This is a genomic window from Paucibacter sp. M5-1, assembly GCF_027498415.2.
Lineage (GTDB): Bacteria > Pseudomonadota > Gammaproteobacteria > Burkholderiales > Burkholderiaceae_C > Roseateles_E.
On the sequence record NZ_JAPZLM020000001.1, the window covers coordinates 903,625 to 922,520 of the forward strand.

The following is an 18,896-nucleotide window of genomic DNA, read 5'->3' on the forward strand; positions in this document are numbered from 1 at the left end:
ACTATGCAAGCACCATGCCCGCAAGCTGCGGCGCTCGCGAAGTACCGATGGCATGCCAAAATCCGAGGCTTATTTTAATGACAAGGAGCCACCATGGGTTTTCTCGCCGGCAAGCGACTGCTGATCACGGGCGTGCTGTCCAACCGCTCGATTGCCTATGGCATCGCCAAAGCCTGCCACCGCGAGGGGGCCGAGCTGGCTTTCAGCTACCAGGGTGAGCGTTTCAAGGAGCGCATCACCGAGTTTGCCGCCGAATTCGGCTCGCAGCTCGTGTTTGATTGCGATGTGTCGGACGACGCCCAGATCCAGGCGCTTTTCGACCAGCTGGGCGAGGCCTGGCCCGAGTTTGATGGTTTTGTCCACTCGATCGGTTTCGCACCGCGCGAAGCGATCGCCGGCGACTTCCTCGACGGACTGACGCGCGAGAACTTCCGCATCGCCCACGACATCTCGGCCTACAGCTTCCCGGCCATGGCCAAGCTGGCCGCACCGCGCCTGCGCGCAGGCAGTTCGCTGCTGACCCTGAGCTATCTGGGCGCCGAGCGCTATGTGCCCAACTACAACACCATGGGCCTGGCCAAGGCCTCGCTGGAAGCCAGCGTGCGCTATCTGGCGCATTCACTGGGCGCCAAGGGCGTGCGCGTCAACGGCATCTCGGCCGGCCCGATCAAGACCCTGGCCGCCTCGGGCATCAAGGACTTCGGCAAGCTGCTGAGCCAGTTCGCCGCCAGCGCACCGATCCGGCGCAATGTGACGATCGAGGATGTCGGCAACACCGCCGCCTTCCTGTTCTCCGATCTGTCGGCCGGCATCAGCTCCGAGATCATCTATGTCGACGGCGGCTTCAGCCACGTCGCCATGTCGGCAGAGTAAGCCGCCGCCCGCCGGGCCGCTCCCAAGGGCGGCCGAACGAAAAAAGCGCCGGTCAAGCCGGCGCTTTTTCATCCCCTCGGGGGATCGCCCAGGTATGCCCTGGGCGAGAGGCTTACCACTCAGCCGGCCGAGACGCAGTCGACGTAGTAAGTCGACTTGCCGTCCTCGCCCTTCTCTTCCACCAGGCCATGCACATCGGTGGCAAAACCGGGGAACTTGGCATTGAACTCGCGGGTGAACTTCAGGTAGTCGACGATCTTCTTGTTGAAGCGCTCGCCCGGGATCAAGAGCGGGATGCCGGGCGGATAAGGCGTCAGCAAGGAGGTCGTGACCCGGCCTTCCAGATGGTCGACCGCCACCCGCTCGGTCTTGCGGTGCGCGATATGGGCATAGGCATCGCTGGGCTTCATCGCCGGCTCCAGGTCCGACAGATAGACCTCGGTGGTCAGGCGCGCGATATCGCCCTTGGCATAGGCCTCGTGGATGCTCTGGCACAGATCACGCAGGCCCATGCGCTCGTAGCGCGGCTGGGCGGCCACGAACTCCGGCATGATGCGCCACAGCGGCGCGTTCTTGTCGTAGTCGTCCTTGAACTGCTGCAAGGCGGTCAGCAAGGTGTTCCAGCGGCCCTTGGTGATGCCTATCGTGAACAGGATGAAGAACGAGTACAGGCCGGTCTTCTCGACCACGACGCCATGCTCGGCCAGGAATTTGGTGACGATGGAGGCCGGGATGCCGCTGTCGGCGAACTTGCCGCTCATGTCCAGGCCGGGCGTGATGATGGTGGACTTGATCGGGTCCAGCATATTGAAGCCGGCGGCGATATTGCCGAAGCCATGCCACTTCTCGTTGGCCTTCAGCATCCAGTCGGCCGGCTTGCCGAAGCCGTCCTCGGTCAGCTTGTCCGGGCCCCAGACCTTGAACCACCAGTCCTTCTTGCCATAGTCCTTCTCGACCTTGCGCATCGCGCGGCGGAAGTCCAGCGCCTCCGAGATGCTTTCTTCCACCAGGGCCGTGCCGCCGGGCGGCTCCATCATCGCCGCCGCAACATCGCAGCTGGCAATGATCGAGTACTGCGGGCTCGTGCTGGTGTGCATCAGGTACGCCTCGTTGAACAGATGCTTGTCCAGCTTGACGTTTTGCGAGTCCTGCACCAGCACCTGCGAGGCCTGGGAGAGACCGGCCAGTAGCTTGTGGGTCGACTGGGTGGCATAGACCATCGCGGTCTTCGGGCGCGGGCGGTTCTTGCCCATCGCATGGAAGCTGCCGTAGAAGTTGTGGAAGGCCGCATGGGGCAACCAGGCCTCGTCGAAATGCAGGGTATCGATCCAGCCGTCGAGCTTGGCCTTGATGGTCTCGGTGTTGTAGAGCACGCCGTCATAGGTGCTCTGCGTCAGGGTCATGATGCGCGGCTTGACCTTCTTGGCATCCACGCCCTTGAGTAGCGGATTCTTCGCGATCTTCTTCTTGATCGACTCCGGCGAGAACTCGCTCTCGGGAATCGGGCCGATGATGCCGTAGTGGTTGCGCGTCGGGGTCATGAAGACCGGCACCGCGCCGGTCATGATGATGGCGTGCAGGATGCTCTTGTGGCAGTTGCGGTCGACCACGACCACATCGCCCGGCGCCACCGTGTGGTGCCAGACCATCTTGTTGGAGGTCGAGGTGCCATTGGTGACGAAGAAGCAGTGGTCGGCATTGAAGATGCGCGCCGCATTCTTCTCCGAGGCCGCCACCGGGCCGGTGTGGTCCAGCAGCTGACCGAGTTCCTCGACCGCGTTGCAGACGTCGGCGCGCAGCATGTTCTCGCCGAAGAACTGGTGGAACATCTGACCCACCGGGCTCTTCAGGAAGGCCACGCCGCCGGAGTGCCCAGGGCAATGCCAGCTGTAGGAACCGTCCTGCGCATAGTCCATCAGCGCCTTGAAGAACGGCGGCGCCAGCCCGTCCAGATAGCTCTTGGCCTCGCGGATGATGTGGCGGGCCACGAACTCCGGCGTGTCTTCGAACATATGGATGAAGCCATGCAGCTCGCGCAGCACATCATTGGGCAGATGCTGGGAGGTGCGGGTCTCGCCATACACATAGATCGGGATGTCCGCGTTCTTGAAGCGGATCTCCTCGATGAATTTGCGCAGGCTCAGCACGGCCGGATCGAGCTCCGGGCCGGGCGTGAACTCGTTGTCGTCGATCGACAAGATGAAGGCACTGGCCCGGCTCTGCTGCTGGGCGAACTGGCTCAGATCGCCGTAGCTGGTGACGCCCAGCACCTCGAAGCCCTCTTTCTGGATCGCATCAGCGAGGGCTCGGATACCCAGACCGGACGTATTCTCCGAGCGGTAGTCCTCATCAATGATCACAATCGGAAAGCGAAAACGCAGCATTCGGGGCCTCCAAAGGGCTGGGGCAAAAAAAACAGAAGGCGCGAAGTGTAGGGCCAAGCATTGCCCGTGCGCGCGCGCCTTCGCGCTTTGTCTCACAAAGCGCACGAGCCCGGGCACTACACTCGATTCACATCATGAGCTTGGGGAGGTGACATGGACATGAATCAGGCCACCGTCTGGTGGCTGATCGCCGGCGCCCTGGTGGCCATCGAACTGGCCACCGGCACGTTTTATCTGCTGATGCTGGCCGTCGGCGCCGCCGCTGCCGCACTGGCCGCTCATCTGGGCCTGGGCCTGACGGCGCAGATCGCCACAGCCGCCGTGGTCGGCGGCGCCGCCGTCGTGCTCTGGCATCAAAAGCGCGCCGCTCGCGACCAGGCCGCCCCCGCCAACGCCAATCCCGATGTCAATCTGGACATCGGCCAGAGCGTGCAGGTCGACCACTGGCAGCCCGGCGGCCGCGCGACGGTCAAGTACCGCGGCGCCGACTGGCAGGCCCGCTACCAGGGCAGCGACACCCCTGTCGCCGGTCGCTATGTGATACGCGCGGTCGAGGGCAGCTGCCTGCTGCTGGATCACTGACACCATCATCAAGAGGGAGCCTCATTCATGGAAATCGCACTGGTTCTGCTGGTCATCGCGGCCATCTTCGTGGCCCGCTCGATCAAGGTCGTGCCGCAACAAAACGCCTGGGTGGTCGAGCGCCTGGGCAAGTTCCATGCGACCTTGACACCGGGGCTGAACTTCCTCGTACCCTTTGTCGACCGCCTGGCCTACAAGCATTCGCTGAAGGAAATCCCGCTCGATGTGCCCAGCCAGGTCTGCATCACCAAGGACAACACCCAGCTGACGGTAGACGGCATCCTCTATTTCCAGGTGACGGACGCGATGCGCGCCAGCTACGGCTCCAGCAACTACATCGTCGCGATCACCCAGCTGGCCCAGACCACGCTGCGCTCGGTGATCGGCCGCATGGAGCTGGACCGCACCTTCGAGGAGCGCGCCATCATCAACACCTCGGTCGTCGAGGCGCTGGACGAGGCCGCGCTGAACTGGGGCGTCAAGGTGCTGCGCTACGAGATCAAGGACCTGACCCCGCCACCGGCCATCCTGCATTCGATGCAGGCCCAGATCACCGCGGAGCGCGAAAAGCGTGCGCTGATCGCCGCCTCCGAGGGCCGCCGCCAGGAGCAGATCAATATCGCCACCGGCGAGCGCGAGGCCGCCATCGCCCGCTCCGAAGGCGAGAAACAGGCCGAGATCAACAAGGCCCAGGGCGAGGCTGCCGCGATCACCGCAGTGGCCGACGCCACCGCCGACGCGATCCGCAAGATCGCCGCCGCCATCGAACAACCGGGCGGCCAGCAGGCCGTGCAGCTGAAGGTGGCGGAAAAGGCCGTCGATGCCTATGCCCAGCTGGCCCAGAAGAACAACACGATGATTGTCCCGGGCAATATGAGCGAGGTCGGCGGCCTGATCGGCACCGCGATGGCCCTGATGAAGGGCCACAAACCCGGTTAAGCAGCCTGACGCCAGCCCTTTTGCCGGTAGTCGGCCAGCTCGGCAATGCTGAGCATCGGCAGGCCATGGTGATGGGCAAAGTCCAGCACCTGCTGGCCGCGGCTCATCGTGCCATCGGCATTCATCAGCTCGCACAGCACCGCCGCACCCGACAGGCCCGCCATCAGGGCCAGATCGACCGAGCCCTCGGTATGGCCGCGCCGCGCCAGCACGCCGCCAGGTGCCGCGCGCAAGGGGAACACATGGCCGGGCCGCGCCAGATCGGCCGGCTCCGCATCCGGCGCAATCGCCGCACGCACCGTCGTCAGCCGGTCGGCCGCGCTGACACCGGTGCTCACCCCCTGACGGGCCTCGATGCTGACGGTGAAGGCCGTGCCATAGCGGCTTTCATTGTTGGCCACCATAGGCGGCAGCGCCAGCCGCTCGATCTGTGCGTCCTGCAGGCACAGGCAGACGATGCCGCTGCACTCGCGGATCAGCAGGGCCATCGAGGCCTCGCTCAGGCGCTCGGCCGCGATGATCAGATCGGCCTCGTCCTCGCGGTCGTCGTCATCGGTCAGCAGCACCGGCTTGCCGGCGCGCATCGCGATCAGCGCCGCCGCGAGGCGTGCGGGCATGCGCAGGATCTCCTGCTCGCTGCAGGCCGCAGCGTCGGGGTACAAAGGGGTAGAAATAGCGTGTTGAGACATGGTTGAAACGCTCCTCGTGAAAGGTGAGAGAAGGCATTTCAGGGCGCGCAAACAAGCACCCGTCGCGGCGCGGGCGACAGGCACCCACGCCGCAACGAGCGCTTGTTGGCACATCTTCTTTCATCCGGACTGTGACCGTCGGCCCTGGCATCGCACCAGATCTGCTGACCTCGAACCAGGAAGGTTCGAGCGCTCGCGGGCTCGCCAGCTCGCGCTGGCCTACCGCCGGTGGGGAATTCCGCCCCGCCCTGAAGACGTGTGCCGGCCTGCGCCGGCGCCGCTATCGTAGCCGCGCCCATGGCGGCACCGCTGTCCGCTGTGCGACTTGCGCGCCCATCGAGCGAAGCGACTTTCGCTCGAGCCGGATAAAAACTGCGCTATGATGGCGGGCTTCGGAGAGGTGGATGAGCGGTTTAAGTCGCACGCCTGGAAAGCGTGTGTGGGTTTATCCCCACCGCGGGTTCGAATCCCGCCCTCTCCGCCAGAACTAAGTCTCAGCGCCTCCCACGGCGTCTCGATAGACATCCCAAAAGCCCTGTTTCCCCAGTGAAACGGGGCTTTTTTGTCTCTGGACGTCCTGTACCGCTTCTTGCCATCCAGGGCTTTCTGTCGGTGCCGTTGTTGAAAGTCAGCCGCCAAGGCCGCTCCGGCAAAGAAGACCAAGAAGGTTCAGGCAGCCGCAAAGAAGCCGGCTCCAGCCAAGAAGCCCCCTGCTGCCAAGAAGGCGGCGCCGCGCAAGCCACGCGCCAAACAAGCCCGGCCCGGGGCCGCTGCGGCGAACTGATCCATCTGCACAGCGGGGCGGTATACACCCCATGTGCCCCTCCAAAGCCGACGCGCAGAGACAGCCTCAGCTGCCGCTGCGCGTCGGCTCTTGCTTCATGAATGACGAACTCATCAGCAGGATCTCAAGCGTGATGCACGGCCGGCTTCGTGATGCTGTTCAAAGCCATCGCGGTGCTGCTGCGGCCGACGATCACGACGCGGGGCAACTGCACGACCTGCTGAACCACCGGCTGCGACTTGCCGGTGATCACGACGCGCGGCAGTTGCTTCACCTCCTGAGAATCGGCAGCGGCCAGCATCGGGGTGGCGGCGGCAAAGGCAATGGCGGCGAAGGCTTGAATCAGGGTGGTGTTCATGGCGGGCTCCTGCTGGGTTTGTGACGTCGATGGAGTCAGTATCGAAAGTCACAGCGACCGGCGCCAGGCGTACGCGACGAACTGCAGATTCGCGCCGCCAAGCCGTTCAGGCAGGCGCTGAACGGTCAAGCCTCGCGCATGCTCGGCGGCCCGGCTTCGGGCGCGGCGGGTTCCGGGGCTGCCGATCTGGCAAGGCCAGTTCGGCCAGGCGGGCCGTTCCCGCAACGCGGGAAGGAAACAGGCCTGCCGCCCTGGCACGGGACGGGCCGCCCTGTCCGGTTCAACTTCGGCCAAGCTCCCGCCTCGCGCGACCAGCCGAAGCGCGACATCTTCTAAGTTCGGCGCGCAACGCCGCCCCGCCCTCCCAGCTTGCCCAGCATCCCGACAGGCAGCTAAGCGCCCGATGCTGCGAGCTGTTGCAGCGGGCGCTGGTCGCAACGTTGGCTTGGGGCCGTCGCCTCCCTCGTCCGGCCACACCCGTAGATGCTCGGTAGCGCATCGCAACAGCGGCGCTTGGCGCAAGCTCAGTCGTCCTCCGGACCTATGCATGCAGGTCGAAACCCATTGCGGCCCTCAGGCCAGCCCGACACAGTCACCACGCCGGATCGCCCGCGCGTAGGCATTCAGACGGCGCGCAGCCACCGCATGCACCGCCCCCTCTACCTCGACACCCACAAAGCAACGCCCGATCGAGCGAGCCGCCACCAAGGTCGAGCCCGAGCCCGCGAAGGGATCAAGCACCACGCCACCGGGCTCGCAGAAGGACGCGATCGGCGGCGTCAGTACCGCCAGTGGCTTCTGCGTCGGATGCAGCTTGTTGCCCGTGTAGACCCAGTCGATCACATCCCCGATCGGCCAGGCCGGCGCCTCGGGCCGTCCTTTGGCCAGCAGGTATGCGTTCTCGTGCTGGAAGCGCATCAGACGCACCGTAGACGTGTAGCGCTTCGGAAACGCGATGTGGCCCACCACCCGAAAACCTGCCCGCTGCCATGCATCAAGAAACAACGCGGTTTGCGACCACCCATAGAACGACACGCACAGATGATCCGGCTTGAGCAGGCGGAACACCTCCGCAAAAGCCGGCCGCAGCCACCGCAGCGACGCGGGACACCAGGTGACGTGGAATAAATAGCGCCCGCCTAGGCCGCATCCGGACGGCTTGCCGCCTGGTGCGGACTCGGACAGGCGCGGTTTATGCCGCGAAAGCACCTGGTGAGGCGCAGGGGACAGGCGCAGCCTTCGGCGCCTGACGCGGCCCGAGAACCACGGGCCGCCCCTGGGCGGGGCGCAAGCACCGTCCGCCGACCCACGCCGCGAGGCGGAAGATGCGGGCATGGGCTGGCCTCGATCCCGCATAGAGCATCAGCCAAACGGCCAATCACCCAAGGAGACAGTCACTCTCCCGCGCGCAGCGCACAGGCGGCCCGGCTTCGGGCGTGGCGGGTGCCAAGGGGCTGTCGGGCCGGAAGGCAAACAGTGCCGACCGGAAGTAGGCAAACGGCCGATCCTGCGCCTTGCCATCGGAGTTCTACAACCCAATGCAGCCAGATCCCCTATTGCTATCGCAGTCAGGCGGCACTTAGCACAGCCTTTGCTGCCCGGACTCACCGTCTGCTGCCCCAGCAACACGAAGACTTGTCAACTACACGACGGCGTGGAATTCAAGAGCGCATCCACGAGCGCACGAACGGTGTTCAGCTCCGCGCCCTGCGGCGTCATGCAGATGAGCAGTTTCCTGCGAGCCCACGCATCTGACAGTGGGACGATGCGGGTGCTAGTGTCGGGGTAGCGGGACGCCACGCTCTCCGGCATCACTGCGGCGCCAGCGCCTGCCGCCACCAGCTGCGCGACAGCGTCAAAGCCGCCTAGACGCACCCGATGACGCGGAACGCGGCCGCTCCGACTAGCCTGCGTAGCCAAGAAGCGACTGAGCCCGCTGTCGCGAGGCAGCCCAACGAGTGGATGCTCCAGCATCTCGCCGTAGGCCAAGGTCCGCCGTCGCCCCCCGGCCCAGCGGCTAGGCAGCAGGGCCACCAGTCGGTCGTCGACCCAAGTACGGACGAGCAAACCGGAGGTGTCAACATGGTCCGCCACGATGCCTAGGTCAGCCGTGCCGCGTCGCAAGGCGTCGATCACGGCTTCACTGGGCAGCTCCTGAACATCAATGTCGAGGTCGGGCGTCGTCGAGAGGAAGCATCCAATTTTTTGCGGCAAGGCCTCGGACATCGCCGCGGTGTTGCACAGCAGCCGCAAGGTGCCGCGCAGCCCGCTTCCGAAGCTCGCCATCTCGACATGCAACGACTCCAGTTCTGCCAGCACACGGTGCGCATGTCGCGCCAATGCCCGTCCAGCATCGGAGGGCGCCGCTCCTGTCTTCGAGCGCTCCAGCAAGCGCGCGCCGGTGGCGTTCTCCAGAGCCTTCAGGCGCGAGCTAGCCGCGGCCAGTGACAGGCTGACGGCCGAGGCAGCTGCTGTAATGGTCCCGTGCTCAATGACAGCGGCGAACAGGTGCAGATCGAATGGGTCGATGCGATAGTCGACGGTGCGGCGTGTATGGGTCATGGCGCATATCCTACGAATTCGACGAAGGATAGGTGAACTGCATTGCGATGGACAGCATCGGGGACGGCCGACACCATGCGTCCATGAATCTCTCGCAGCTTCTTATGGTGATTGGGGTATTCGTGCTCGCCGGGATTGTCAAAGGCGTCACCGGCATGGGCCTGCCTACCGTGGCCATGAGCTTGCTCGGGCTGTGGATGTCACCGGTTCAGGCGGCGGCGATGCTCGTCCTCCCATCGCTGGCTACCAATGTGGCGCAGTGTCGTGGCCCTCATCTGCGCCAACTCGCTGCGCGGTTGTGGCCCGGATGGATGGCGATCGCCATCGTGACCGTTGCCGCACCCGGATTCGGAGACACAGATTCGACGGAATCAGCTAAGTATTGGCTGGGGGCGATCCTTATCACCTATGGCGCGTGGGGGCTGTGGCGCCCTGTACTGCCGGACCTGTCGACGCGCAGCACCTGGTTGAGCGCGATGGCTGGAGCGGCCACAGGCGTGGTCACGGCGTTCACGGCCGTTTTCGTTTTACCCTGGGTTCCGTACCTGCAGTCACTGCGGCTGGCCAAGGATGAGATGGTTCAAGCGCTCGGACTTTCTTTCACGGTCGCCACATTGGCGCTGGTGACCTGCCCGGTTTCTCCGAGACATTGATTTCTAGGAAGATGGCTCCCGCCCAAAGAGGAGCCCATGAAGAAGAGTCGATTCACGGAAGAGCAGATGGTCGCGATCCTGCGCGAAGCGGACCGCACCACGGTGGCCGAGGTAGCCAAGAAGCACAAGGTCAGCGCACCCACGATTTACGCCTGGCGCAAGCACTTCGGCCAGTTGGACGTGGCTGACGTCAAGCGACTCAAGGCCTTGGAGCTTGAGAACAGCCGACTCAAGAAACTGCTGGCCGAAGCGGCGCTGGACAACGCGATCCTGAAAGAGATCAACGCAAAAAAATGGTGAGCCCGCTGGCTCGGCGAGAGCAGCTTGCCTTCGTGCGCGCACGGGGCTTGAGTCTTCGCCGGGCTTGCGGGCTGATCGGTATGTCGCGTGCCACGCCCAGCTACAAGCTGCGGCTGCCTGCCAAGGATGCACCGGTCCTCGCGGCCATGAAGGAACTCTCGGCCCAGTACCCGCGCTACGGCTATCGGCGCATTCGCGTGTTCCTGCGCCGCAAAGGCTTCGAGCTGAGTTGGTCGCGAACGCATCGCCTGTGGCGCCAAGCGGGCCTGCTGGTGCCCAGGAAGCGCCCGCGCAAGCGCGTCGCGTCGGTGCGGCCACGCATCCACACACCGTTCAAGGCCAACATGGTCTGGGCGTATGACTTCGTCTTCGACACCACCGCCTGCGGCCAGCAAATCAAGTGTTTGACCGTCGTGGACGAGTACACCCGGGAGTGCCTGGCCATCGACGTAGCAGGCGCCATCCGGTCCAAGCGCGTGATCGAAGTCTTGTCGCGCTTGGTCAGCCTGCACGGCGCGCCGCTGTTCATGCGCTCGGACAACGGGCCGGAGTTCGTCAGCCAGGCAATCCTGGAGTGGATCTCGAGCGCCGGCATCGCTACCGTGCTGAACGATCCCGGCAAGCCCTGGCAGAACGGCACCGACGAGAGCTTCAACGGCAAATTCCGAGACGAGTGCCTGTCCATCGAGTGGTTCCGCTCGCGCCGCGAGGCCGCCGTGATCATCGAAACCTGGCGCCAGCACTACAACGAGGTCCGCCCTCACAGCAGCCTGCAATACTTGACCCCGGTGGAGTTCAAACAGCACCTCCGCCGAGACTTGCAACCCGCCGTCTTCTAGGAATAACTGTCTCGATTAAGCCGAGCAGGTCACTGGCGCTGGCGGTGCGCGTGCAGGCATCGACACAGCAGTGGTGGCTGTCATTGTCCGGTGCCCTAACTGTCTGCTTGGCGCTGGCCGGCGCCTTCGCAGGACTTAGGCTGGGAGAAGCGTTGCGTGGCCGACTCTCCGGACCCGAGTTCCAGAAGGCGCTGTTCCTGGTCTTCATCACGCTCGGCGTGGCCAATCTTGCGCGCGCAGGTTGATACGGCATGGGCTGCCCCGAGGACCTGCTGGCACTCGCTGCACTTCTGGAGAGGGCTTACGGATTGGCGTTGGTCTTGCAGGACGCGCCGCTATCCGAAGTTGAAGTTAGTCGGCGGGCAGCGGCCGAACTTGTCGATGTGCTTGACGACGCGCGCGTCGCCCTACTCACCGCAAGTCGACTACCGAAGGCTGTTTGAACTTCTTCCAGTCGACCATTCGACGAACAGGTAGGCGAGGGACAAAGAGCTGGTAGAAGGCCAGGTGAGACATGCACGTGCCCTTGAAGGGCAGCTCACCGGAGGCCCCTCCAAATGTCTCATCATGGCCGGGGTCGGGTATTGCCTGGCGAGACCGTAAGCTGGCACTCGGTGAATGGATACAGTCTGTCAAGTCAGCTAAGGGAGTAGCTGCTGGGGACCCGGTCTCGGCCATAACCGGAAACTCGCCAAGGTCGCCTTTGCGGCCAGCGAGACAGCGCAGGTAAGTGCCCTTCCACCAATCAGCGCCAATGCTTCCGGCCGATTGCAGGACTCATCTCCCGTTGCATAGCTCGCCAGACCCGCTCAAGGCCCGCACACATCCAGGGCTGCCCGTCTCTAAAAACCCGCCATTGCCTTACATCCCTTGGATTCGGCTCGAAGTGCAAAGACCAGGAGATACCGCCACAGGAGAAGCTCCAGTCGAACGGCTGCCGTCGATCTTCGTCGGCAACTAGGGGCCGTCCAGGCGCTGCTCCCTCTGCGAGGTTTAACCGCTGCTCGGCACGAGCATCGCGTTCAGCCCGGGTTGCGGATCGATACGGTCGCATGCTCAAATCTTAGGCAAGAATCGTTAACAATAGGTATATAACCAAGTTCCCTTGAGCTACTGCTACAGCCAACCGCGTAGAGTAAATGGAAAACTGTATGTTTATACAGCTCGATAAAACTGCTAGCTTGCGCTGCGAAGCAGGCGCGCACGCACAAGCGAGCTTGGTGCGGACGAGCCTGCTTCGCAGCGTGAACGTATCAGCCTTGCCGAGGCTCATTGCGGGCACCACCGGTTTGCTAAACACCGTTGTGGCGTGCCCCGCAGCAGCTCCAGAGAACCTCTCCACGATGCGGACGCCACTGCGTGGCGCCGCATATGTCGGACGTTAGGCAGACACCTGGATGATTCAGTTGCCTCCTCAAGACGCTGTCTATTTAGCTATAGCTCGAAGTGAAACTACGCTCTTTCTTCGGAAGCACTTCGGCGCCACTTGGAGCCAGCGTGGTGATCCGAGGACAGTGCTGGGCGTCTCGTTCGAAGGGTTCCAGTCCTGGGTTCTTCAGCATGGAATTCCTCAGTTCATATTGCAGGAGGGCTATTGGGGAGGAGACAACCACCTTGTAATTGCAGAACGGGAAGGTGCATGGTTGTTCGGTTTTGCTGAGCGAGGTGTTGCTACCCTCTTCAGTACACACAGCACCTTGGAGAGCGCGCGTACCGCAGCGGTGGAGAGTCTGTGGCAGTCATTTCAAATTGCTGCAAATCCGAACAACACCGTTGGAGGGCTCTCTAGTGGAAGTCCTTTTGCCTAACCCTGTGCTCCAGCGGCCGCCTAACGGCGCCGCTGAGCGTGAACGTTAAAGCGCAATATGACCGACAAGCTTGCGCACGCGTTGCTGGAACGCCAGGGCTCCTCGGGGCCGGATGGACTTTCCGTGCAAGCGCGCACCTCGGCGGATTTCGTCGTCAACGGCACGTCGTTACTACAGACATTGGTGAAGGCCCATGGAGGGCATTCTGATTTCATGGGGCGGTTCATCGCTGGCTACCCGGAAAACAATCAGTCGGCGGCAGATGAACTTCTCGGCCGTGTTGGGCCAGAGACTGGGGACCACCTGCTCCTTTACATCTGCCCTGAATGCGGGGACATCGGTTGCGGCGCTTACGCCGCGCGCGTGCAGCGTCATGCGGGCAACTACACATGGCTCGACTTCATGTACGTGAACGGCCATGAGCCGCCGCGAGCCATATCAACCGTCGGCCCGTTTCAATTCGCCGTGGCCGAGTACGAACATGCCATTGCCGCTGCAAGTGCGCTTTAACCTTTCGTATATGGACTCCCCCACAACGGCAAAGGCGCGGCGCTCATTCCTGCGGCTGCTGCGCTACGACCTGAGTCCCGACACCCAGATTCCCGCGCTGGTACTGACAGATCGAGGCGATGTGCCAGAGGCGGTTTTCGCGCAGGGCTGCGATGAAGCGATCTCGCTCTAATGCGCCGGGGGCACGGCGACCCGGCAAGTTGTCAGAGAGGTTCCTGCAACGGCAACAAAAAGGCCGGCGCTATGGGCGCCGGCCCTGGGCCGAATCGGCTTAGTTCAATCTGACCTTAGAAGCAGCAGGCCAACATCTCCAGGCAGCATGCGGCGAGATCGCCGCAGCAGCTGTTCGCCGCAAGAGCGGCGGCAGAGATGGAAAGCAAGCCGACAGCGGCAGAGATTTTCAGGAGCTTCGATTTCATGATTTGGATTCCTCTATGAATGAGTGGTGGTGATTGACGTCAACCACACACCTAATCAGGGGGCGTCCAAATCTCGGCGAATGGCGCCGGTGGCAGGAGTTCTCCCGCACCGGGGCGCTCACGCGAATCCGCGAAAACGACAGAGTGCTCACGGGGTGTAGGGGCTGCCGGCAGCACGGCACAGACCTGACAGTTCAAGCTTGCGCACGCTGCCACCCCCTCGCATCCATGTGTGCAGCAATCGCTATAGCCTGCAGAGGCTGCCATCGTGGAATGAACCACGAACAAGCAACCGAGGAGCAAAGCGGCGATGGCGAGAAACTTGCGCACACCATAAATATACAGAGCCATGCTTGGCCTAATGTAGAAGAGGTCAGTACAGCGCTGGACACTTTTCGGGGCACTGTGTAAGTTCAGCGCACCCGGCTCGACTACTGGTTCAGACCTTGCTGAAGCCTTGCGCGGCTAGCGGCTCGTCTTGTCGTCCAAACCTCTTAGCCTCAGGAGCTTCGTCCATGCCAAAGCTGCTTCTTTCTGCCGTGGCTGTCGCCGCCGCGACCACCGTGTTGACCTCGATCGCCGTTGCTCAGTCCCCCGCAGTCGCGCCGGTCGACCCGAACACCTTCCTGAATCAGTTCGAGTCCACATTCGGCAAGTTCGACGGCTACCGCCGATCCGGCGCCAAGGGCATCTGCGCGATGGGCGAGTTCGTAGGTACGGCGGAGGCGCGGGCCCTGTCAACAGCTTCGGCCTTCAGCGGCAGGCCGGTGCCGGTGGTGATGCGCTTCTCGGTGGGCGGCGCCAACCCCAAGGCACCCGACAACGCCAGGTCCCAGCGCAATATGGCCTTGCAGTTCAACCTGCCGGATGGCGAGCAGTGGCAGCTGGGCAATATCTCGGCGCCGGTGTTCGGAGCTTCGACGCCTCAGCAGTTCTTCGGGCGGCTGGCTTCCCTCCAGCCCGACCCGAGCACCAAGATGCCCGACCCCGCCAAGGTCAAGGCCTTCGCCGATGCCAACCCCGAAGTGCTGCTGCAGGGCAAGTACTATGCGTCGCAACCGGTGCCGGCCAGCTTCGGCAGCGTCAACTACTGGGGCGTCAGCGCCTTCGGCTTTGTCAACGCCGGCGGCACCAAACAGTTCGGCAAGTGGATCTTCGAACCGGTGGGCGGCGTGCAAGGCCTGAGCGACGAGGAAGCCAAGGCCAAGGGGCCGAGCTTCCTGTTCGAGGACCTCAGGCAACGCGTGAAGGAGGGCCAGGTCGCCTTCAACTTCAACCTGGAACTCGCTCAGCCCGGCGACAAGATCGACAGCGCGACCGTACCGCTGCCAGAAGGCCGCAAGAAGGTCAATCTGGGACTGCTCAAAGTCACCTCGGTGGCCGAGGACGGCGGCGGCGCCTGCCTCACCATTACCTACAACCCCATGGTCCTTCCCAAGGGCGTGGAGCCATCCGCCGATCCAATGATTGCCGCCCGTGCAGCCCCGTATGCCATCGGGCTCGGTCGTCGCCTGACCGAGGGAGCGAAGCAGCAGTAGCGCGTAGGGACAACTCATCGAGCTACAGGCAACTGGCTTTTTGATGCAGCACGCGATGTCGACAACATCGCGACACCAGACGGCCACGCGGAACGCCTCCGAAAACTCACCAACGCGCAGCATCGTCGTCGCTGTGGTTTACCGCTTGGTTTACCCAAGCAGAGCAATTTCGACGAGGCGAAAAAATGAGCTACGGCATTTCTGCTGTAGCTCATTGATTTACTTGATGAATCTTGGTCTTGGCGGAGGGATTCGAACTCGCGACCCTATGCTCCCAGATGCAACTCAGACCCGATGCTTCGATTCGAGGCGATCGGTGGGACGCAAGACCCCGGACCGATTCGATGCTCATGCCGTGTTCTTCATTCGCAGCGGCAACACATCCGCGCCGTTGCGGATCTTGTCCAGATAGTTTGCCCATGACTGCATCATCTTCCTACGTTGATCAAGGAATTGAGTGCGGTTGTAGGCCCGCCCAAGAGAGTCGGGTACGGCATGCGCGAGTTGAGCCTCGATGATCTCAGCGGCCACATTGAGTCGCTCGGCGATCATCGTCCGCGCCGTGGCCCTGAATCCATGCGCCGTCATCTCATCATTGCTGTAGCCCAGCCTGCGGAGCGCACTGCGCACTGTGTTGTCACTCATGCATCGCTGCCGCGTCGTCAGCGCCGGAAACACAAAGCGGCCTGCGCCCGTGATCTGATGCAGTTCCCGCAGGATGTGTAGCGCCTGCGATGCCAAAGGAACGAAGTGAGGCGGCCCTGCCGCCTTGTCCGCCTTGCTGCGCCTCATCGTCACGGCGGGCACGGTCAATGTCGCACCTTCAAAGTCGATCCACGCCCACTCCATGTGTCGCAGTTCGCCAGGACGCAGCAACAGCAGGGGCGACAAGCGCAAGGCAGCGCGGGTGACGGGTTGCCCGGCATACGCCTCGATGTCGCGCATCAGCTTTCCGACCAGTTTGGGCTCCGTGATCGCCGCATGGTGGCTGACGTGCACCGGCTTCAGAGCATCCTGGAGGTCAGCCGCCGGGTTGCGTCTGCATACCCCCGTGGCAATTCCGTACCGAAAGACCTGGCCACAGGCATGCTTGATCCGGTGCGCTGTCTCGATCGCACCGCGCGCTTCGACCCGCCGGAGGCACTGGAGGAGTTCGGGCGGCTCGATCTCCCCGATTGGACGCCTGCCGATCCACGGAAAAGCGTCCTGCTCAAGCCGGATCTGGGTGCGCTTGGCATGCCCTTCGCTGACCTTTGCCTGATGCACCGTTTTGAGCCACTCCCGGGCGACGGCTTCGAAGGATCCCACTGCCGGCAAACCGGCCTCATCCCGCAACTCCGCCTCACGCTGCCGCGAGGCTTCGGCTTTTGCCTCCATCCGCGCCTCACTGGGGTCCAAGCCCTCCGCGACCAGGCGCCGGGCTTCGTCGGCCTTCTGCCGGGCCAGCGACAAGCCGGTATCCGGATACGTGCCTAGGCTCAGCGTTTTGCGACGCCCCTGGAAGCTGTAGTCCAGGCGCCAGCCGTGTGAGCCGCCGCGGACGAACAGCAGCAGGTAGAGGCTGTCACCGTCGCCTAGACGCTTGCGGGGATCACCCGGCTTGATTGTGCGGATCGTCAGATCGGACGGGATCAAGTTGCGAGCCATACAGTAACTCCTGGCGCACTTTGCGTGCTTTTTCCAAGTTACTGTAAAAGTTACTGCATTGCCAGTCGGATCTACGGGGCTGCCATAGGACTCCAAGATGCAAAGAAAAAGGCCTAAGTGCTTGATTCACTTAGGCCTTTTGGATTTCTCGGGACCGTCTGGGAGTCCTGAAAACAGTAAATGGTGGAGCCGGGGGGAATTGAACCCCCGTCCGCAAGCCATCACCGAGCAGTTCTACATGTGTAGCCGTCTGATTTGAATCTCGCGTTCAGGTCGCGCAGCGGCACGCTACCTTTCCCGCCAGTCACTAAATCTTGTTCCCTATCGAGTGACCCGACAAGAAACCAGCCGATGTGAATGACTTCTCAGCTTTCCGTCTTGCGACTTGAGCCCGGCCCATCGGCCTGCCGTTGAGAAGCTCAACTGCAATTAAGCAGCGAGTGCGAACGTAGAGTCGTTTGCAGTTACTTTGTTTCCAGTGGTTTTACGAGCGGACTGGTGCTCGACATGCCCTACTTCGGATCCGCACCCACGTCGAAACCGGGTCGGCCCCTAAGACTTGTAGTTTAAGGCAGAACCAGTTCTTTCAAGAGCTGGGCCGGCTCATTGATGACAATATCTGCGCCCCAGGCTTCGACATCAGCCCCCTGCCCCAGATAGCCCCAGCCGGCAGCGACCGTGGCCATGCCGGCGGCGCGACCGGCCTGCACATCACGTTCGTCGTCGCCGATATAGACACACTGGTCCGGCGCGATGCCGAGGCGACGCGCCGCTTCCAGCAATGGACCGGGATGCGGCTTGGCATGCGGCGTGGTGTCGCCGCCGATCACCGCGCCGGCCTGCTCGAACAGGCCCAGCGCCCGTGTCATCGGCAGCGCGAAGCGTTCGGCCTTGTTGGTCACGATGGCCCAGGGCATGGCCGCTGTGCTCAGCGCATGCAGCACCGGCTGCATCGCGTCAAACACAGCGGTCAGACGCAGCATGCGGCGCTCGTAGCGATCCAGAAAATCGGCGCGCAGCAGCTCGAAGTCTGCATGACCGGGAGCAATGTCCAGAGCCCGCCCCAACATACCGCGCGCGCCCGAGCCCACCATCGGACGCAGCGCCTCATAGGGCAAGGGATCAAGGCCGCGCTCGATGCGCATCTCGTTGGCAGCACCCGCCAGATCGGGCGCGCTGTCGATCAGCGTGCCGTCGAGGTCAAAGAGCACGGCACGCACATGGGCCAGCGAAGCGGCCGAGTTCAGGACTGCACTCATATCAAGGGCTTGCGACAGGCCATCAGGTAGTTGACATCGGTATCGGTGCCAAGGCTGTAGCGCTGGGTCAAAGGGTTGTAGCTCAGACCCTTGCTGCTGTGCAGCTCGAGACCAGCATCACGGCCGAATTGCGCCAGCTCCGAAGGCTTCAGGAAGCGCGCGTACTCATGAGTGCCGGCAGGCAACATCTTCAGCACATACTCGGCGCCGACGATGGCCAGCATGAAGGATTTGAAGTTGCGGTTCAGGGTCGAGAAGAACAGCCAGCCCCCGGGCTTGACCAGGTCGGCACAGGCCCGCACCACTGAGGCCGGATCGGGCACGTGCTCCAGCATTTCCATGCAGGTCACGGCGTCGAACGAAGCTGGCCGCTCGGCCGTCAGCGCCTCGACCGCGATCTCGCGGTAATCGACGTTCTCGGTACCCGCCTCCATCGCATGCAGCTGGGCCACTTTCAGCGGTTTGGTCGAGAGATCGATGCCCAGCACGCGCGCGCCCTTGCGTGCCATCGAATCGGTCAGGATTCCGCCGCCACAACCGACATCCAGCACATCGAGCCCGGCCAGCGGGCACAGGCTGTCGATCCACCCCAGGCGCAGCGGATTGATCTGGTGCAAGGGCTTGAATTCGCTGTCGGGATCCCACCAGCGATGGGCCAGTTCGCCGAACTTGGCGAGCTCTTGAGGGTCGGCATTGATCATGGGCGGCAATGATAGGGCAATAAAAAACCCCGCCGAGCCGAGCTCCTGCGG

At 63.1% G+C, this 18,896-nt stretch carries 17 protein-coding genes, 1 tRNA gene, 1 other RNA gene and 1 riboswitch; of the genes, 9 read left to right on the top strand and 10 right to left on the bottom strand.

The annotated features are described in order from the left end of the window. Positions 1-93: 93 nt before the first annotated feature. Positions 94-873, top strand: a complete 780-nt coding sequence (gene fabI, locus O5M90_RS04190; RefSeq protein ID WP_269838927.1) for an enoyl-ACP reductase FabI — start codon at positions 94-96, stop codon at positions 871-873. Between the two features lie 119 nt (positions 874-992). Here the strand turns inward: fabI and O5M90_RS04195 are convergent, their stop codons facing one another. After that, the gene (locus O5M90_RS04195; protein ID WP_137944960.1) at positions 993-3,257 is read right to left on the bottom strand and encodes an arginine/lysine/ornithine decarboxylase; all 2,265 of its coding nucleotides are present in this window, start codon (positions 3,255-3,257) and stop codon (positions 993-995) included. 153 nt (positions 3,258-3,410) lie between these two features. Between O5M90_RS04195 and O5M90_RS04200 the strand changes: the two genes are divergently transcribed. Together O5M90_RS04200 and O5M90_RS04205 are read left to right on the top strand one after the other, a co-directional pair. Continuing rightward, positions 3,411-3,839 (top strand): NfeD family protein, encoded by a 429-nt coding sequence (locus O5M90_RS04200; RefSeq protein WP_137944959.1) that lies wholly within the window; start codon positions 3,411-3,413, stop codon positions 3,837-3,839. Between the two features lie 27 nt (positions 3,840-3,866). Continuing rightward, a complete protein-coding gene (locus O5M90_RS04205; protein WP_137944958.1) occupies positions 3,867-4,778 on the top strand; it encodes an SPFH domain-containing protein in 912 nt (303 codons plus the stop codon). Here O5M90_RS04205 and ribB read toward each other — a convergent pair. Next, positions 4,775-5,467 (bottom strand): 3,4-dihydroxy-2-butanone-4-phosphate synthase, encoded by a 693-nt coding sequence (gene ribB / locus O5M90_RS04210; protein ID WP_440401824.1) that lies wholly within the window; start codon positions 5,465-5,467, stop codon positions 4,775-4,777. The genes O5M90_RS04205 and ribB overlap by 4 nt on opposite strands. A 108-nt stretch (positions 5,468-5,575) precedes the next feature. Continuing rightward, positions 5,576-5,727: riboswitch (FMN riboswitch) on the bottom strand. Between the two features lie 134 nt (positions 5,728-5,861). On the opposite strand from ribB, the gene O5M90_RS04215 reads away from it, so the two are divergent. After that, a tRNA-Ser gene (locus tag O5M90_RS04215) sits at positions 5,862-5,951 on the top strand. 424 nt (positions 5,952-6,375) lie between these two features. Here the strand turns inward: O5M90_RS04215 and O5M90_RS04220 are convergent. The 3 genes from O5M90_RS04220 to O5M90_RS04230 all read right to left on the bottom strand — a co-directional run bounded on the left by O5M90_RS04220 (position 6,376) and on the right by O5M90_RS04230 (position 9,171). Further along, on the bottom strand, positions 6,376-6,609 hold the full coding sequence (locus tag O5M90_RS04220) for a hypothetical protein (protein ID WP_269838926.1): 234 nt from the start codon (positions 6,607-6,609) through the stop codon (positions 6,376-6,378). Between the two features lie 573 nt (positions 6,610-7,182). Then, positions 7,183-7,677 (bottom strand): DNA methyltransferase, encoded by a 495-nt coding sequence (locus tag O5M90_RS04225; RefSeq protein ID WP_269838925.1) that lies wholly within the window; start codon positions 7,675-7,677, stop codon positions 7,183-7,185. Positions 7,678-8,247: 570 nt separating this feature from the next. After that, positions 8,248-9,171: a LysR substrate-binding domain-containing protein gene (locus tag O5M90_RS04230; protein WP_269838924.1), complete on the bottom strand. Its 924-nt coding sequence runs from the start codon at positions 9,169-9,171 to the stop codon at positions 8,248-8,250. Between the two features lie 83 nt (positions 9,172-9,254). On the opposite strand from O5M90_RS04230, the gene O5M90_RS04235 reads away from it, so the two are divergent. The 4 genes from O5M90_RS04235 (at position 9,255) to O5M90_RS04250 (ending at position 13,453) form a co-directional block, all read left to right on the top strand. Beyond that, positions 9,255-9,824 carry a sulfite exporter TauE/SafE family protein gene (locus O5M90_RS04235; RefSeq protein WP_269838923.1) on the top strand — a complete coding sequence of 190 codons (570 nt, stop codon included), beginning with the start codon at positions 9,255-9,257 and terminating at the stop codon, positions 9,822-9,824. A gap of 36 nt (positions 9,825-9,860) precedes the next feature. After that, a protein-coding gene (locus O5M90_RS04240; protein ID WP_269838922.1) for an IS3 family transposase occupies positions 9,861-10,963 on the top strand; the annotation gives its coding sequence in 2 pieces (ribosomal slippage) (positions 9,861-10,119 and positions 10,119-10,963; 1,104 coding nt in all). Between the two features lie 1,865 nt (positions 10,964-12,828). Beyond that, entirely contained in the window at positions 12,829-13,281 is a 453-nt protein-coding gene (locus O5M90_RS04245) for a hypothetical protein (RefSeq protein ID WP_269838921.1), read from the top strand. A 10-nt stretch (positions 13,282-13,291) separates the two neighbouring features. Continuing rightward, positions 13,292-13,453, top strand: a complete 162-nt coding sequence (locus O5M90_RS04250) for a hypothetical protein (RefSeq protein WP_269838920.1) — start codon at positions 13,292-13,294, stop codon at positions 13,451-13,453. Positions 13,454-13,568: 115 nt separating this feature from the next. Here O5M90_RS04250 and O5M90_RS04255 read toward each other — a convergent pair whose 3' ends face one another. Continuing rightward, entirely contained in the window at positions 13,569-13,700 is a 132-nt protein-coding gene (locus O5M90_RS04255; protein WP_262972482.1) for a hypothetical protein, read from the bottom strand. A 446-nt stretch (positions 13,701-14,146) separates the two neighbouring features. On the opposite strand from O5M90_RS04255, the gene O5M90_RS04260 reads away from it, so the two are divergent. Beyond that, positions 14,147-15,238 carry a catalase family peroxidase gene (locus O5M90_RS04260; RefSeq protein WP_269838919.1) on the top strand — a complete coding sequence of 364 codons (1,092 nt, stop codon included), beginning with the start codon at positions 14,147-14,149 and terminating at the stop codon, positions 15,236-15,238. Positions 15,239-15,586: 348 nt separating this feature from the next. Here the strand turns inward: O5M90_RS04260 and O5M90_RS04265 are convergent, their stop codons facing one another. The 4 genes from O5M90_RS04265 to ubiG form a co-directional block, all read right to left on the bottom strand. Continuing rightward, entirely contained in the window at positions 15,587-16,885 is a 1,299-nt protein-coding gene (locus tag O5M90_RS04265; RefSeq protein ID WP_269838918.1) for a tyrosine-type recombinase/integrase, read from the bottom strand. 181 nt (positions 16,886-17,066) lie between these two features. After that, positions 17,067-17,438, bottom strand: a transfer-messenger RNA (tmRNA) gene (gene ssrA, locus O5M90_RS04270). A 13-nt stretch (positions 17,439-17,451) separates the two neighbouring features. Next, the gene (gene gph, locus O5M90_RS04275) at positions 17,452-18,144 is read right to left on the bottom strand and encodes a phosphoglycolate phosphatase (protein WP_269838917.1); all 693 of its coding nucleotides are present in this window, start codon (positions 18,142-18,144) and stop codon (positions 17,452-17,454) included. Further along, on the bottom strand, positions 18,141-18,845 hold the full coding sequence (gene ubiG / locus O5M90_RS04280; RefSeq protein ID WP_440401825.1) for a bifunctional 2-polyprenyl-6-hydroxyphenol methylase/3-demethylubiquinol 3-O-methyltransferase UbiG: 705 nt from the start codon (positions 18,843-18,845) through the stop codon (positions 18,141-18,143). The genes gph and ubiG overlap by 4 nt, the downstream gene beginning before the upstream one ends. Positions 18,846-18,896: the final 51 nt, after the last annotated feature.

What these genes read in the sequence shown, in the direction of transcription:
- fabI (WP_269838927.1), top strand. Translation starts at nt 94, where the DNA reads ATGGGTTTTCTCGCCGGCAAGCGACTGCTGATCACGGGCGTGCTGTCC.
- O5M90_RS04195 (WP_137944960.1), bottom strand. Translation starts at nt 3,257, where the DNA reads ATGCTGCGTTTTCGCTTTCCGATTGTGATCATTGATGAGGACTACCGC.
- O5M90_RS04200 (WP_137944959.1), top strand. Translation starts at nt 3,411, where the DNA reads ATGGACATGAATCAGGCCACCGTCTGGTGGCTGATCGCCGGCGCCCTG.
- O5M90_RS04205 (WP_137944958.1), top strand. Translation starts at nt 3,867, where the DNA reads ATGGAAATCGCACTGGTTCTGCTGGTCATCGCGGCCATCTTCGTGGCC.
- ribB (WP_440401824.1), bottom strand. Translation starts at nt 5,467, where the DNA reads ATGTCTCAACACGCTATTTCTACCCCTTTGTACCCCGACGCTGCGGCC.
- O5M90_RS04220 (WP_269838926.1), bottom strand. Translation starts at nt 6,609, where the DNA reads ATGAACACCACCCTGATTCAAGCCTTCGCCGCCATTGCCTTTGCCGCC.
- O5M90_RS04230 (WP_269838924.1), bottom strand. Translation starts at nt 9,171, where the DNA reads ATGACCCATACACGCCGCACCGTCGACTATCGCATCGACCCATTCGAT.
- O5M90_RS04235 (WP_269838923.1), top strand. Translation starts at nt 9,255, where the DNA reads ATGAATCTCTCGCAGCTTCTTATGGTGATTGGGGTATTCGTGCTCGCC.
- O5M90_RS04245 (WP_269838921.1), top strand. Translation starts at nt 12,829, where the DNA reads ATGACCGACAAGCTTGCGCACGCGTTGCTGGAACGCCAGGGCTCCTCG.
- O5M90_RS04250 (WP_269838920.1), top strand. Translation starts at nt 13,292, where the DNA reads ATGGACTCCCCCACAACGGCAAAGGCGCGGCGCTCATTCCTGCGGCTG.
- O5M90_RS04255 (WP_262972482.1), bottom strand. Translation starts at nt 13,700, where the DNA reads ATGAAATCGAAGCTCCTGAAAATCTCTGCCGCTGTCGGCTTGCTTTCC.
- O5M90_RS04265 (WP_269838918.1), bottom strand. Translation starts at nt 16,885, where the DNA reads ATGGCTCGCAACTTGATCCCGTCCGATCTGACGATCCGCACAATCAAG.
- gph (WP_269838917.1), bottom strand. Translation starts at nt 18,144, where the DNA reads ATGAGTGCAGTCCTGAACTCGGCCGCTTCGCTGGCCCATGTGCGTGCC.
- ubiG (WP_440401825.1), bottom strand. Translation starts at nt 18,845, where the DNA reads ATGATCAATGCCGACCCTCAAGAGCTCGCCAAGTTCGGCGAACTGGCC.